Annotated in this window: 17 protein-coding genes; 3 read left to right on the plus strand and 14 right to left on the minus strand. The window is 62.0% G+C overall.

The features are described 5' to 3' along the window. Positions 1 to 320: 320 nt before the first annotated feature. Both V8359_RS19190 and V8359_RS19195 read left to right on the plus strand, forming a co-directional pair. Positions 321 to 527 carry an ArsR/SmtB family transcription factor gene (locus V8359_RS19190; RefSeq protein WP_336430755.1) on the plus strand — a complete coding sequence of 69 codons (207 nt, stop codon included), beginning with the start codon at positions 321 to 323 and terminating at the stop codon, positions 525 to 527. After that, the gene (locus V8359_RS19195; RefSeq protein ID WP_336430756.1) at positions 515 to 910 is read left to right on the plus strand and encodes a rhodanese-like domain-containing protein; all 396 of its coding nucleotides are present in this window, start codon (positions 515 to 517) and stop codon (positions 908 to 910) included. Before V8359_RS19190 ends, V8359_RS19195 begins: the two co-directional genes overlap by 13 nt. On the opposite strand, the gene V8359_RS19200 is transcribed toward V8359_RS19195, so the two are convergent. From V8359_RS19200 to V8359_RS19260, 13 genes are all read right to left on the minus strand, one after another. Beyond that, positions 895 to 1,374, minus strand: coding sequence for a DUF411 domain-containing protein (locus V8359_RS19200; RefSeq protein WP_080458873.1), 480 nt, complete (start codon positions 1,372 to 1,374; stop codon positions 895 to 897). The genes V8359_RS19195 and V8359_RS19200 overlap by 16 nt on opposite strands. Before the next feature lie 53 nt (positions 1,375 to 1,427). Further along, entirely contained in the window at positions 1,428 to 3,758 is a 2,331-nt protein-coding gene (locus tag V8359_RS19205; protein ID WP_336430757.1) for a heavy metal translocating P-type ATPase, read from the minus strand. Positions 3,759 to 3,807: 49 nt separating this feature from the next. Beyond that, positions 3,808 to 5,157 (minus strand): APC family permease, encoded by a 1,350-nt coding sequence (locus V8359_RS19210; RefSeq protein ID WP_336430773.1) that lies wholly within the window; start codon positions 5,155 to 5,157, stop codon positions 3,808 to 3,810. Continuing rightward, positions 5,157 to 5,828, minus strand: a complete 672-nt coding sequence (locus tag V8359_RS19215) for a TVP38/TMEM64 family protein (RefSeq protein WP_336430758.1) — start codon at positions 5,826 to 5,828, stop codon at positions 5,157 to 5,159. The genes V8359_RS19210 and V8359_RS19215 overlap by 1 nt, the downstream gene beginning before the upstream one ends. 97 nt (positions 5,829 to 5,925) lie before the next feature. Continuing rightward, positions 5,926 to 6,213 carry a copper-binding protein gene (locus V8359_RS19220; RefSeq protein WP_336430760.1) on the minus strand — a complete coding sequence of 96 codons (288 nt, stop codon included), beginning with the start codon at positions 6,211 to 6,213 and terminating at the stop codon, positions 5,926 to 5,928. A 23-nt stretch (positions 6,214 to 6,236) separates the two neighbouring features. Beyond that, positions 6,237 to 6,752, minus strand: a complete 516-nt coding sequence (locus V8359_RS19225; protein ID WP_336430761.1) for a cupredoxin domain-containing protein — start codon at positions 6,750 to 6,752, stop codon at positions 6,237 to 6,239. 29 nt (positions 6,753 to 6,781) lie between these two features. Further along, complete coding sequence (locus V8359_RS19230) at positions 6,782 to 8,215, minus strand: multicopper oxidase family protein (protein ID WP_336430762.1); 1,434 nt, start codon at positions 8,213 to 8,215, stop codon at positions 6,782 to 6,784. 17 nt (positions 8,216 to 8,232) lie between these two features. After that, positions 8,233 to 9,699: a TolC family protein gene (locus V8359_RS19235; protein WP_336430763.1), complete on the minus strand. Its 1,467-nt coding sequence runs from the start codon at positions 9,697 to 9,699 to the stop codon at positions 8,233 to 8,235. Further along, positions 9,699 to 9,929: a hypothetical protein gene (locus V8359_RS19240; protein ID WP_336430764.1), complete on the minus strand. Its 231-nt coding sequence runs from the start codon at positions 9,927 to 9,929 to the stop codon at positions 9,699 to 9,701. Before V8359_RS19240 ends, V8359_RS19235 begins: the two co-directional genes overlap by 1 nt. Positions 9,930 to 10,015: 86 nt before the next feature. Beyond that, positions 10,016 to 10,378, minus strand: coding sequence for a hypothetical protein (locus tag V8359_RS19245; protein ID WP_336430765.1), 363 nt, complete (start codon positions 10,376 to 10,378; stop codon positions 10,016 to 10,018). 208 nt (positions 10,379 to 10,586) lie between these two features. Next, on the minus strand, positions 10,587 to 10,907 hold the full coding sequence (locus V8359_RS19250; protein ID WP_336430767.1) for an SHOCT domain-containing protein: 321 nt from the start codon (positions 10,905 to 10,907) through the stop codon (positions 10,587 to 10,589). Continuing rightward, positions 10,904 to 12,316 (minus strand): ATP-binding protein, encoded by a 1,413-nt coding sequence (locus V8359_RS19255; protein WP_336430768.1) that lies wholly within the window; start codon positions 12,314 to 12,316, stop codon positions 10,904 to 10,906. Before V8359_RS19255 ends, V8359_RS19250 begins: the two co-directional genes overlap by 4 nt. Continuing rightward, the gene (locus V8359_RS19260) at positions 12,313 to 13,035 is read right to left on the minus strand and encodes a response regulator (protein WP_336430769.1); all 723 of its coding nucleotides are present in this window, start codon (positions 13,033 to 13,035) and stop codon (positions 12,313 to 12,315) included. Before V8359_RS19260 ends, V8359_RS19255 begins: the two co-directional genes overlap by 4 nt. Positions 13,036 to 13,202: 167 nt before the next feature. Between V8359_RS19260 and V8359_RS19265 the strand changes: the two genes are divergently transcribed. Continuing rightward, the gene (locus V8359_RS19265; RefSeq protein WP_336430770.1) at positions 13,203 to 13,778 is read left to right on the plus strand and encodes an EF-hand domain-containing protein; all 576 of its coding nucleotides are present in this window, start codon (positions 13,203 to 13,205) and stop codon (positions 13,776 to 13,778) included. A 447-nt stretch (positions 13,779 to 14,225) separates the two neighbouring features. Here V8359_RS19265 and V8359_RS19270 read toward each other — a convergent pair. Beyond that, positions 14,226 to 14,453: hypothetical protein (locus V8359_RS19270; RefSeq protein WP_336430771.1), on the minus strand; the 228-nt coding region annotated here is incomplete at its 5' end.

A 14,453-nucleotide genomic window follows, 5' to 3' on the forward strand; every position in this document is an offset into this window, starting at 1 on the left:
AACTCGTAGAAAAAGGCCGCTTGCGCTTCCTGTCTCGGTCCCATCATTGCTCAACCCTCCAACTGATATGGAAAATTGAATCAGCAACTTACGCTCCGATCAAGCGCGAGTTTTTCAACAAAATAAGCCCAAACTTACCATGACCTTGAAGACCTTATTTCGCAGCCGCAGCACGACAGGCCCGGTAAATTCGGCCCAGAGCCGCCTTCCACCCACCACGTCGATGCCGCGCCGCAGCTTCACCATACCGGCCATTCGTCCATGGCGCAGCATTTTCGGAGGATGAAGGTCGTTAGAGCGGGACAAACCGGGCTTTCGCTGTGTCCGCACCGATACTGCTGGAACAGCTGGCGCAGACCGAGGCGGCGGTCGAGGTGCTGGCGCGAAAGACCGGGCTGACAGTCGCCAACGCCTCGCAACATCTGCAGCAACTGCGCCGCGCCGGGCTCGTCACCAGCCGCCGCGCGGGCAAGGCGGTGATCTACCGCTTCAGGACGCGCGCAGCATCGCGCTCATGGGGCTGCTGAGCGAGGTCGCCGAGGCCAATCTGGCGCATGTCACGGATATTCTCGACGGGCTCTCCGGGGATGCCCCCGCGCCCGAGCCGATCACCCGCGCCGATCTTGCCGAACGACTGGCGCAGGGCGCCGTTACCCTGCTCGACATCCGCCCCGAGGACGAGTTTGCCGCAGGCCATATCCCCGGCGCACAGAACACACCAATGGCCGATCTCAACCGGTTCTTGCCCGCGCTCGACCCCCAGGCCGAAATCGTCGCCTATTGCCGTGGCCCCTATTGCATATACGCCCATCAAGCCGTGGCCCGATTGCGACGCCACGGCTTCAACGCGCGCCGCATGCAAGGCGGCCTGCCGGAGTGGCGCGAGGAAGGGCGTCAGGTGCTTTCGTAGGTGCTGAACACTTCTGTACGGCGATCATGGTGGATCAGGAAGACGTCGTAGGCGTCGCGCGCGCTTTCCGGTCCCATGCCGGGTGAACCATAGGGCATGCCCGGGACGGCAAGGCCAACCGCGTCGGGACGTTCCTTCAGCAGACGACGGATATCGGCGGTGGGCACGTGTCCTTCGATCATGTAGCCGTCGATCCGACCGGTATGACAGGAGACCATCTTTTGGGGAATGCCGTTCTCGAACTTGTAGCGCATGAGCACCGTTCCCATGCTCGCCTCGGTCGTCACGTGGAAGCCGTCGCGTTCGAGGATTTCGATCCAGGCTGAACAGCAGCCGCAATTGGGGTCCTTCATCACATGCATTTCCGACCCCGTGGTTTCCGCAAGTGACCCAAAGGGCCATGTCGCCAGAAGCGTGGTTCCACCGAGCAGCAGTCCGCGGCGTGAGAGGGGATCTTGGGTCATCTCGTTTTCCATTCAATGTTGAACAGTAAATCAGTAAGCCGATGCCCCGTAGATCAGAGCTTAACTCGCCTCAGTCTCAGCGCATTGGAGATCACCGAGACCGACGACAGGCTCATCGCGGCGGCCGCGATCATCGGTGAGAGCAACGTCCCGGTAAAGGGATAGAGCACGCCTGCGGCGATCGGCACGCCCAGGGCATTGTAGGCGAAGGCAAAGAACAGGTTCTGCCGGATATTTCGCAGCGTCGCCCGGGCCAGCTTGCGCGCCCGCACGAGACCCGTGAGGTCCCCCTTGAGCAGGGTGATCCCGGCACTTTCCACCGCGACATCGGCCCCGGTGCTCATCGCGACGCCGACATCGGCGGCGGCGAGTGCGGGGGCATCGTTCACCCCGTCGCCCGCCATTGCCACCAGCGCGCCCTTGGCGCGCAACTCCTCGACCAGTTTCTGCTTGTCCTCAGGCAGAACCCCGGCGCGCACCTCGTCGATGCCCAGCCTCGACGCCACCGCCTCGGCGGTGCGCTGGTTGTCGCCGGTTGCCATTATGATGGTCAGGCCCAAGGCATGCAATTCGCGGATTGCGGCCTCGGTCGTTTCCTTGATCGGATCGGCCACGGCCACGATCCCGGTTAATTCCCCGTCGACCGCCACGAACATCGCCGTCTTGCCCTCGGCCCGAAGTTCGTCGGCCTGCGCGTCCGCCGCATTCGTATCGAGCCCGATATCCCGCATCATCGCCACGTTGCCAAGCGCCACGCTCCGACCGGCGACCGTGCCGCGCACGCCCTTGCCGGTCACCGCCTCGAAATCCTCGGCGCGCTTCGGCTTCAGCCCGCGCTCCTGCGCCCCGGCGACGATGGCTTCGGCCAGCGGATGCTCCGAGCCGCGTTCGAGCGCGGCGGCAAGGCGGAGCACCTCATCGTCCTCGCCCCTGAGCGCGATGACATCGGTGAGCCGGGGCTTGCCTTCGGTCAGTGTCCCGGTCTTGTCGACGATCAGGGTATCGACCCGGCCCATGTGTTCCAGCGCCTCAGCATCCTTGATCAGCACGCCGGCCTGCGCGCCCCGGCCCGCAGCGGTGGTGATCGAGATCGGCGTGGCAAGACCAAGGGCGCAGGGGCACGCGATGATGAGAACCGAAACCGCCGCGGCGATGGCAAAGGCCAACGCCGGATCGGGCCCGACCGAGAGCCAGGTGCCGAAGGCGATAACGGCCACGAGCACGACAGCAGGCACGAAGACCGAGGCGACCTTGTCGGCCAGCCCCTGAATCGGTGCCCGCGACATGCGGGCCCCCGCCACCATATCGACGATCTGCGACAGCACCGTGTCGGCGCCGATCTTGGTCGCGCGCATGGCCAGGGTGCCGTTCTTGTTGATCGTGCCGCCGGTCAGGCCGTCGCCCTCGGTCTTCTCCACCGGGACCGACTCGCCCGTGATCATGCTCTCATCCACCGAGGAGCGGCCCTCGATTACCTCGCCGTCCACCGGCACACTGTCACCCGGGCGTACCCGCAGCATGTCGCCCTCGGCGATGTTTTCGAGCGGGGCGTCATATTCCGATCCGTCCGGCAGGATGCGCCGGGCCGTCTTGGGGGCAAGGTCGAGCAGCGCGCGGATCGCATCTCCGGTGCGCTCGCGTGCGCGCAGTTCCAGAACCTGCCCGACAAAGACCAGCGCGATGATCACGACGGCGGCCTCGTAATAGGTGCCGACACCGTCGCCCATCCGGTATTGGTCTGGAAAGACCCCGGGCGCGAAGGTCGCCACCAGCGAATAGAGATAGGCCGCCCCGACGCCGAGCGAAATAAGCGTCCACATGTTGGGCGAGGCGTTGCGGATCGAGTCGATGCCGCGCCGGAAGAACGGCAGCGCCGCCCAGAGGATGATCGGTGTGGCCAGAACGAATTCAGCATAGACCGACATGCGGTGGCCGAGCCAACCGCGCACGTCGAGCCCGACCAGTTCGCCCATCGTGATGATCATGAGCGGCACCGCCGCCGCGGCGCTGATCCACATCCGTCGTGTGAAATCCGTCAGCTCTTCGGAGGGCTCGTCTGAAGGCACCATCGGCTCCAGCGCCATGCCGCAGATCGGGCAGGCACCGGGCTCGTCGCGGATGATCTCGGGATGCATCGGGCAGGTATACTGCGCCCCGGGCTGTGCACGCGTCTCTGCGGCAAGGCCATTGCCGGAAGCGTAGAAATAGGGATCGGTGTCGAATTTTTCCTGACACCCGCCAGAGCAGAAATAGAATGTCTCCTCGCCGTACTCGCGGCTCCGGGCACCCTCCTTGATCTCGACCTGCATGCCGCAGACCGGATCCGTCGCGGTCTTCGCGTCCGGGTCGATTTCGGGGGCCTCGTGATGGTGGTGGGTTGCCATTTCTCGGTGTCCTTTCGATGCGGATATGAGAATTCCAGTGAGTGGACGGTCAAGAGACGGAGTGATGTTTCTCCTGTATTGCCGCGTGGTCACCATGTGTTGCCTCTCGCGGGGGTGGGTTCAGCGTGAGAAAGACGCGTTCGAACAGGAAGATGGCAGCCATTCCGGATAGCGCGATGATCACGATCAGCGGATCACTCTGCCATTTGAGCGTCGCAAAGGCTATGAGCACGATGACGTCCAACGCAATTGCCATGAGGAGGATCCAGCCCCGCGCGCCGATCTCCTCCCGAAGCCTCCGCCAGACCCCCCAATGGATCAGGATGTCCATCACGAGATAGAAGAAGACTCCAAGCGAGGCGATGCGGCTGAGATCGAAGAAGACGGTCAGCATCCCGGCGATTACCACGGTATAGACAAGCGTATGGTCGCGGATGGTGCCCGGCATGCCGAAATGGCTGTGCGGGATCAGCTTCATCTCGGTCAGCATGGCCAGCATCCGCGACACCGCGAAGATGCTGGCGATCACGCCCGACGCCGTCGCAACCAGCGCGAGCGCAACCGTCAGGTAGAAGCCGACGCGGCCCAGAGCTGGCTCGGCGGCCTCTGCCAGCGCATAATCTTTCGCCGCGATGATCTGGTCGAGCGGCAGGCTCGAACCAACGGCGAAGGCAACAAGAAGATAGACGACAACACAGATCGCAATAGAGATGATGATCGCGCGCCCGACGTTGCGGTGCGGGTCAGAGATCTCGGCACCGCTGTTAGTGATGGTGGTGAACCCTTTGAAGGCGAGGATGGCGAGCGCGACCGAAGCCAGGAAGCCAGCCCCCGCACGACCATCCCCGTCATCCGCCGCCTCGAACGAGATGCCGCCAGCCCAGAGCCCGGCGATTCCGAAGGCCGCGATCCCGCCCACCTTGAGCACGGCCATCAGCTGAGAAAAAAGTCCGACCGAACGGTTGCCGGCTGCGTTCACGAGATAGGCGAATATGATCAGACCCACACCGATGGCAGGTACAAGCCACCCCTCTGGTTCGAGCCCGAGACCGCGCATCAAATATGTCGCGAAGGTGCGGGCGACGAGACTTTCGTTAATGACCATCGACAGTGCCATGAGAAGCGCAGCGCCAGCCGCGATCGTCGTCGGGCCATAGGCTTTCGTGAGGATCATCCCGATGCCGCCCGCCGAGGGCCAGGTGTTTGACATCTTTACATAGGTGTAGGCGCTGAAACCCGTCACCGCCGCGCCTGCGATGAAGGCCAGCGGGAACCATGGCCCCGCCATTTCCGCAATCTGCCCGGTGAGTGCGAGGATTCCGGCCCCGATCATCACTCCGGTTCCCATCGCCACCGCGTCGAAGAGTGACAGGCTGTTCTTCTCGTATTGTTGCGCCATCACTCTTTCCCTCCGTCCCTTCGTCGGGTCGACACCCAGAGCAGGGGCAAGCCGGTCACAAGTCCGAGGCCGAGAACGGCCCATGTCGTCCGTCCGAGGTCACCGCTGACTGCCTCGCCTCCGAAATGCGCAAGCAGAAAGCTTGCCGGGATGATGCCAGCCAACGTCGCCAAAGCAAACCGCCAGGCATGCAGGCGGCTGAGCCCGGCGGCGTAGCTGATCATGTCAAACGACACGAAGGGCATCAGACGGGACGCAAAGACTGTCGCCGTCAATGCGGTTTGCGACCCCAGCATCCCTGCATCGACGCGATCACCAAACACTCGCCGCAAGACATCGCGCCCCAGAATGCGTGCGAGCCCGAACGCGATCAACGCTCCGAGTTCGGCGCCGATCACGACTTGTACCGTGCCCCAGAGATGCCCATAGGCCGCCCCGGCTGCCAGGGCGATTGGCGCACTCGGAATCGGGCTGGCCACGACCGCGACGGTCATGAGCGTTACAATCAGAACCGGCCCCCAGAGACCCGCGCGCGCCACCAGCATCTTGAGGCGCTCCCCTTCCAGCAAGCCACGGGCCTCGGCCATTGCCGACGGCGCGTATAGCCAGAGGCCCAGCAAAGCGAGCCCCAAAATGGCCATGCCCGTGAGAAGAGAGGTGCGCAGAGTCATCTCGTTGCCTGCCGGGCTTTCGCAAGATGGCTGCAGGTGTCATCCAATCGAACCTGATCGTCAGGGCGATCACTCATGATCCCCCCTTTGACCCGTGTCATTTCAGATACGTGACGGTCAGCTTGCCATTCAGGCGTTCGACTGTGAACTCGATCTCCTTGCCTGGTTCGAGCCTGTCGAACATGGCGTTGTCGGCCACGCGAAACACCATGGTCATCGCGGGCATTTCCAGCTCGACCAGCTCCTCGTGAATGATGGTCACCTTGCCGTCTTCGGACTTGACGTTTTTGACCACGCCCTTTGTGTAGACGGGTTCGGCCGATGCGCCCATGACGGTGAAAATGACGGCGAAAACTGCGGCGAGGGCGGTCCTGATCGGTTTCATGGTGGTCTCCTTGTTCGGTATGTTCAATTGCTCTGGACGTGGATCGGTCCGTGCATGCCTGCTTCCATATGGCCAGGGATCAGACAGGCGAACTGGAAGGTGCCAGTGTTCGCAAAGCTCCAGACGATATCGCCGGTTTCGCCCGGCGCAAGCCGGATCGCGTTGGGATCGTCATGCTCCATTTCCGGAAACTTCTGCATCAGCTTGCGATGCTCCTCGTTGTTGTCATGGGTATCCATGACGAACTCGTGCTCCACCTCTCCGGCATTATGGATGCGCAAACGAACCGTTTCGCCCGGCTGGAAACTGAGATCGTCGGGCTCGAAGAGCATCTCTCCGTCAGAGTTCTCGCGCATCGTGATCTCGATGGTCCGGCTGGCCTCTTCCGGTGTGCCGGGCCTTCCGACCTGCATCATGTCGGCGTGGCCATGCCCCGCCATATGCCCGTCGTCATGGCCGTGCCCGCCCTCATGGGTGCCTGCGGCCATGGCGGCCCCTGCAGTTAGAAAGGCCGCGGCGATGAGTGGTGTCAATTTCATGGAGATACTCCTCTTTTCGTTTCAGGGTCTCAGCCTCTGGTCGGGGTGAGCTTGGTTCGTGCGTTGTCGTTGCGGGTGAAATCCGGCAGTTCGCCGGTCCATTCCCAGGCTTCGGTTCCGGGCGGATTCTCATACCAGCCGGGATCGGAATAATCGCCCGGTGCGATGCCGTCGCGCACCTTCACCACAGAGAACATGCCACCCATCTCTATGGGTCCGTGCGGCCCCCAGCCGGTCATCATCGGCACCGTGTTGTCGGGGATTTCCATCGACATCATGCCCATTTCGGCCATGCCGCTCGAGCCCATCGGCATGAATTCCGGCTGATGCTTGCGGATCATGTCGGTCACCCGGCGCTTGTCCGCGCCGATGAAATTGGGCACGTCGTGGCCCATGGCATTCATCGTGTGGTGCGATTTATGGCAATGTATCGCCCAGTCCCCGGGATGTACGGCGTCGAATTCATAGGCGCGCATCGCCCCCACGGGAATGTCGATGCTGACCTCGGGCCAGCGCGCCGCCTTGGGCACCCAGCCACCATCGGTGCAGGTGACCTCGAAATCGTAGCCATGCATGTGGATGGGGTGGTTCGTCATCGTGAGGTTGCCGACGCGGACACGCACGCGGTCGCCCAGGCCCACAACCAGCGGGTCGATATCCGGAAACAGACGGCTGTTCCAGCACCACAAGTTGAAATCTGTCATCGTCATCACGCGCGGCGTATAGCTGCCAGGCACGATGTCGAAGGCATTGAGCATGATGCAGAAATCACGATCCACGGGCATGAAGGCGGGATCCTTGGGGTGCACGACGAACATGCCCATCATGCCCATGGCCATCTGCACCATCTCATCAGCGTGAGGGTGGTACATGAACGTGCCGGATTTCACCAGGTCGAACTCGTAGACATAGGTNATCATGCCCATGGCCATCTGCACCATCTCATCAGCGTGAGGGTGGTACATGAACGTGCCGGATTTCACCAGGTCGAACTCGTAGACATAGGTCTTGCCGGGCGGGATCGCCTTGTGGGACAGACCGCCCACCCCGTCCATGCCAGAGGGCAGGATCATGCCGTGCCAATGGACCGAGGTGTGCTCGGGCAGCTTGTTGGTCACGAATATGCGCACCCGGTCGCCCTCGACCGCCTCGATCGTCGGACCGGTGGACTGACCGTTATATCCCCATAGGTTGGCGGTCATGCCATCGGCCATTTCACGTTCCACCGGTTCGGCCACGAGGTGGAATTCCTTGACGTTGCCATTCATGCGATACGGCAGTGTCCATCCGTTCAGCGTGACCACCGGGTTGTAGTCGGGCCCGGTGGTGGGGCGCGGTGTGATCTGGGTGGCTGCAGTCTCCATCACAGCCGCCTCTGGCAAGCCCGTGGTCTGCGCCCGCGCGGCTGCCCCGGTCACCATCAGACCCGCGCCGGCGGTGAGCATTTGACGTCGGTTCATCATCTCTTGTCTCCCTGTTCTCAATGTCCGGCCCCGGCATCACCGGCGACCTCCGCGCTGCCGCCGCCATCACCCAAAGCTGCCCCGCCGCCATGGATCGCTGCCAGAAGATTGGCATCCGCCCGCCAGAAATCGCGGCGGGCCTCGGCTTCGGTCAGGTTGGAGTTCATCCGCTCGCGGGTATCGGACAACAGCTCGAATGTGCTGGTGATCATGCCGTTGTAGCTGAGCAGCGCTTCCTCCTCGATGGTCTTGCGCAGCGGCAGAACGGCATCCCGGTAGTGCCGAGCGATCCGGTGGCTGCCGACATGTGCCGCATGCGCCGAGCGCGCCTCGGAGCGCACGTTGACCGCGCGTTGCGCCAGATCATGCGCGGCGATCATGTAGCTGGCTTCGGCCTTTTTCATCCGGGCCTTGCCGCTGTCGAAGATCGGAATCGCGAATTCCACCTCAAGCTGCGGATTGGTTTCGGACTCGACCCCGCCGCCGTCATTCTCTCGTTCCGTTTCAGCGCCCACGATCAGTTCGAGATCACTCACGAACCGCGTGGCATTGGTCATCCCGCGGGCCTGCGCCAAGGCTTGCAGCTCAAGCTTGGCGATGGCCAGATCAACGCGGTTTCGAAGCGCTTGCGACTCGATGTCGGACCGATCGGCCACGCGCGCAGGCAAACGCGGCAGGGCATTGGGGACGTAGTAATCCACGTCGCTGCCCCAGAGACCGAGTTGGCGTGTCAGCGCTTCCTTGGCCAGTTCCGCATCGAGCCGGGCCTTCGCACGTTGTCCCGAAAGCTCTGCGTGGAAGGCATGCTCGCGGGCCTGCTCAGCCTTGTTGAGATATCCGGTATCGCCAAGACGCGCCGCCAGTTCAGAGCCGGCATCGGCGGTTTCCTGCGCCTGCCGGATCAGACCTGCGGTCTCGAACGCCGACACCGCCTCGATCCAGGCGCGCCGCGTCTCCACGGCGACGCGGAGCGTTTCCTCAACCGCCTGAAGCCGGGTCTGGGTGAAGCGCAGTTCGGCCTGCCGCGTGCGATCGGGCTGCGTGAACGCCGCCAGAAGGTTGAACGCGATCATCCCTTCGAGAGATCCGTATCCGTTGAGACCATCGCCCCCGATCTCGAACACGCCAATCGAGGCGACGGGATTGGGCTGCATGATGCTCTGCCAGACATCCGCCGAGGATACGCCAAGCCGGGCATAGGCGGATTGCAGGCCACGATTGTTGAGCAGTGCAACCTGAACGGCGGTATCGGCGTCAATGGTTTTTCCATGCACCAGAGCATGCACACGTTCGGCATTGGCCTCGATATCGGCCGCGGACATGAGCATCACGGTATCCTTGTTCAGGATTGCGCGTGCCGGGGTGCTGACGTCGGAAAACCCTGCTTTGGGATCAGACAGGCGCGCCACCTGATCGGGCGAAGCGCAGGCCGCAAGCGCCAGTGATGTCACAAGCACGAGACAGGGTTTCGAGATACGCGGCATCAGTGTCCCTCCCCTGCAGCGGAGGATTGCTGGCGGTTCAAAGCGCGCCAGTCTTCGGGCCCTTTGACCGGGCGCGACGTATAGCCCGCAAGAACATCGGGAAAGCTTGCGGCGCGTGTCTCTACATATGCTCGCGCCGCAGGTGCGAGCATATTCTGTGTCGGCAGGTCGGGGGCATTTGCACAGGCCGAAAGCGCCGTGGAAACGCCCAGTATGAGTATGGTTTTCAATGTAAACTCCAGATCCGTTTTGAATTGCTATGACCCGGCCACATCTCAGCCAGGTGCATTCCAAAGGGCCCGCCAAGCGAGCCGGATCAGGATTTCGGAGGTCTCTGCAGGTCGTCTGTGCGAGCGGGCCCGATCAAAGTCGTCTCAGGCCAAACCAGAGTGGTCACCAAGACACCATGCGGCTCATCGGCCAGGCTCATCTCGGGTGAAAGGGCCGGGCAGGCATGTATCATGCAGGTTTCATGATCATGCCCCGGCATCGCATGTCGTGTCGCGATATCGGCGTGATCATGTGCATGGCCATCGTTGGCGGCCATGTTCTGCACGGTGTCGCCGATGGCCTGGGCGCAATGCTTTTGATGCTCGATTTCGTTCGAGGCCATGGCGATGCCATTCGCGCCCGTCATGATAACGAGCGCCGTCATGAGAAGCACAACCATCTGTCGCATCATCGCCATCCCCCACGTATACCTTTCAGAACGGTATGGAACAAATGCTTTGTACCGGGTTCCATACTGGCAAGCGGGGATACGCGTATTCCGCCTTGCGGACCGGGCGCAACCAGACCCGAGGCAGGCCGTGCGCCGGATGTGGTCTGCGCGTCGCGCATAAGAGCAACCGCCCACACCCGATGTGAGCCGACATCGAGAATCGCGCTCAAGATTGGAACTCCTGCTTGCGGCGTCGAAACTCGTCTTCGTCAATCTCGCCGCGCGCGTAGCGTTCCCTGAGAATCTCGATCGGATCGCGCATGTCACCCTGGCGCTTGTCGGTGAGGGCGCGCACCGCAAAGACGGCAAGCGCGATGATGAGGCCCCAGAAAAGAAGCATCCCGAAACCTCCCCACCAGCCGTGTCCGCCACCCCACATCATGTGCCCAAAGGTACCATCGGAAGGGTTATCCGGACCCGCGAGGGCCGGCACCGTGCCAGCCAGAAGAGTCGCAATGCTGCCTGTGATCCTGACGGAAACTGTCATAATCCTGTCCTTTCTTGATGAGTGAAACGTTGTGAGAGGGGCAAATCGAGTTTCACGAGCAGCCCCCCGTTAGGGTGGTTTAGCAACGTGATGTCGCCGCCATGCGAGCGCAGTATGGACCGTGCGATGGACAGGCCGAGACCGGTGCCGCCGGTTATCCGCGACCGGGATGTCTCCACGCGGTAGAACGGCTCGAACACTGACTCAAGCTGCGCCGAGGGGATTCCCGGACCATGATCCCGGACCTCAATCACGACCCGGTCGTGTTCTTGACTGTAGCGCACCGCAACGTCACCACCGTACCGCACCGCATTCTCGATTATATTGCGCAGCGCGCGCCGCATGGCGTGTGGTCGCAGTCTGATCCGAAGCGGCGCGCTGGTTTCCAGTTCAAACTCATCCAGCATGTCCTGCTTCAGATTCGCCAGGAAGTCTGCCAGATCGACGGTTTCCGGGGGTTCGCTGATCGCCATGCCACGGGCGAACGCCAGTGTCCGCTCTACCATGTCCTGCATTTCCTCGATCGAGGTGATCAGGGCATCGCGCGTTTCCTCCTCGTCCACCATTTCCGCGCGCACGCGCAACGCGGTCAAAGGAGAGCGCAAATCGTGACCCAATGCCGCCATGATGCGCGTCTTGTCTGCAACCGTGCGTACCAGCCGTTCCTGCATGAGATTGAAGGTTTCCGTCAGGTTCCTGATTTCTCGGGGCCCTGCGGCGGGGATCGGCACGGTCTCTTCTCCGCGGCCAAGGTTCTCAGCGGCGCGGGCCAGGCGTTGAATCGGCCAGGTAACCCGCGTCAGCAGATACCAGAGGGCCCCACCGATCACGAGGGCCGCCGTCAGGCCGAAACTTACGGTCGACAGAACCGGCCACTGCAAGGGTGGGCGTTGAAACCGGGTCTCGACATTCAACCACGATCCGTCCTGCAGGCCGATGGAAAGCGTCAGCTCGAAGGCCGATATCCGGTTCTGCATCATGCGGTCATGCATCGCCTGCATGTGGGGTGGCATGTCTGGCATCGGTGCAAACGCATCCTCGACTCTGTGCAGTTCGACACGGATCTCTCGACTGTCTCCGGATGCGAGCAACGAGCGGACGCGCGCCTCGATCGCCCCTCCCGCCTCGTGATCGAGATGGTCGACAACAGGTAGGGGATCGACGCGAAACCGCGCAAGAGGCGAATCCGCAGCTCTGAGAATCGAGCTGTGTAGTTGGTCCGGGGCCCGGTCCAGCAATAATGCCACATTGGCCGCCCGACCCGCAGCCTCGGCCCCGATCGCGGCGCGCACGGCCAGGCTTCGTTCGTCCACGAACAGCCACAGGCTTATCGCCTGTGCGATGACGAGGCTTCCCAGAATCAGCAGCAACAGCTGAACGCGCAAGCTGTCCAGGCGGTCTCGGATCATCGCTGCGCCTCGACATCCGCAGCAAGACAATATCCGCCATTCCGGACAGTTGTGATGATCCTTGGGTGCCCCGGATCATCCTCGATCTTGCGGCGCAGGCGGCTGATCTGATTGTCGATGCTGCGATCGAAGGCTGCAGGTGCGCGCCCCGCCGTCAGTTCGAAGATCTGCTCGCGGCTCATCACGATACGGGGGCGTTCAAGAAGAATGACCAGTAGTTTGAATTCCGACGTGGTGAGCGTGTCCTCGCGTCCATCCTCCGCCCTCAGGTGACGGGTATCGGTATCAAGTGTCCAGCCCGCGAACTGGATGTGTTGCCCGGTCAGACTCCCGGCCAGATGTTCCGGCCTGGTTACGCGCCGCAGGATCGCCCTGATCCGCGCGAGAAGCTCGCGCGGATTGAAGGGTTTGGCAAGGTAATCGTCCGCGCCCACCTCAAGCCCGATGATCCGGTCCATTTCCTCGCCGAGCGCAGTGAGCATCAGGATCGGCGTGACACCAGTGACGGACAAGCGGCGACAGACCGAGATACCATCCTCGCCGGGCATCATCACATCGAGCACGATGAGATCATAGCGCCCGATCTCGAGCAGCCTATCCATCTCGGCGGCGTCGGCTGCACTCGTGACGCGCATGTCATTCTTTTCCAGATATCGCGAGACGGCCTTGCGAATCTCGACGCTGTCATCGACCAGCAAGATGTGGGGTATCTTTACCATGCCACGAACTTAGGGGATTGATCGGCCTCTGCCGAGAAATACTGTCATTCAGTGTATCAACCCCCGACTTTGCGACAAACCGTTACACGTCAACTGGCACGGGTGCTTTGCAAGACACCTCCCCGTCGCCATCTTGTGCATGCAGAACTCAAGCAAAGGAAAAGACGATGAAACGCAAATTTGCATTCGTTTTGGGAACGGCCCTGGCAACGGGCATGGCGCTGTCATTCAGCGGAGCGGTGTTGGCACAGGGGCACCAATCATCCGGCCAATCCGGAATGATGGGCGGCGGCATGATGAGCAACGGCCAGATGGGTGGCGGCATGATGTCGATGCACCGGAACATGATGGGCGGGGGCATGATGGGGCCACATATGATGGGCACCGAGTTTCGGACCCTGATGGATGCTGACGGGGACGGCAAGGCCGAGCCCGCCGAGGCACGTGCTCGGCTACAGGAACTTCTCGACGAGCATGACGAAAATGCTGACGGAACACTCAGCATCTCGGAATTCGAGGTTCTGCACAGTCGCCTGATCCGCGAAACGATGGTTGACCGATTCCAACATCTCGACAGCGATGGCGATGGCAACATCACCGCCGAAGAAATGGCGGCCCCCGTCAAGCGGATGGAGCACATGCAGAAGCGGATGGAGATGATGCGTCAATCATCCGGCAACTCCGGGCAGGGCATGGGGTCCGGCAGCATGATGCAAGGCGGTCAGGATCATCGCAAGAAGTGAGTGCCGTCGTCGCGACCGATATTGAATGGACTCCGGTCAGTCCGTCGTCGCCTTGCGTAATCACGATGTGATCGCGCGGCCGATTGACGGCGGGCTACCGGAGGGGAGCTAAAACAGGCGGCAGGTGCGGATCGGCACTGCCTGATCCGCCTTGTCACCAACCAGCGCAAGCACGCGGTACGGTCCGAACTTTCGAACCCGAAGGTTCAGAACATCCCTGTAAGTGCGCCCCCTCCGCGAGGATTTGTTGCACAGATGCGTTGAGGGGATTCATGTTGCGAATCCAGCGTGATAGCTTCGTTGCATGAGCAGACCCAGATCTCCGAACTACGAGACCAAGAATTGGCCAACCTACAATGAAGCGCTCAGGGCCGCGAACGACGGGACGCGTTTTGCCGCACGCGCGCACTCGGCTCTGCCGGGCACGGTCAGTTTAGGCTCTTGCAGTCATGCGGCAGTGCAGCGCGCTTGGCGGGTTGGGCCTATCTGAATGTCGGCTCCCAGATCCTCCACACGTTCACCTTGCCATCGCAGCGAAAGCCCGGTTTCCGCCGATTCTGTGGAAAAACTAACGTTTGCGAGCGCAGAAATAGCTATTCCAAATCCGGCGCGAACGCCTGTCCTATCAAGCTTTTCGCGTTTGCTGCGGTGCGGGAAAGACCTTGGCCAGTTTCC

This window comes from Roseovarius sp. E0-M6, from assembly GCF_037083845.1.
Taxonomy (GTDB): Bacteria; Pseudomonadota; Alphaproteobacteria; order Rhodobacterales; family Rhodobacteraceae; genus Roseovarius.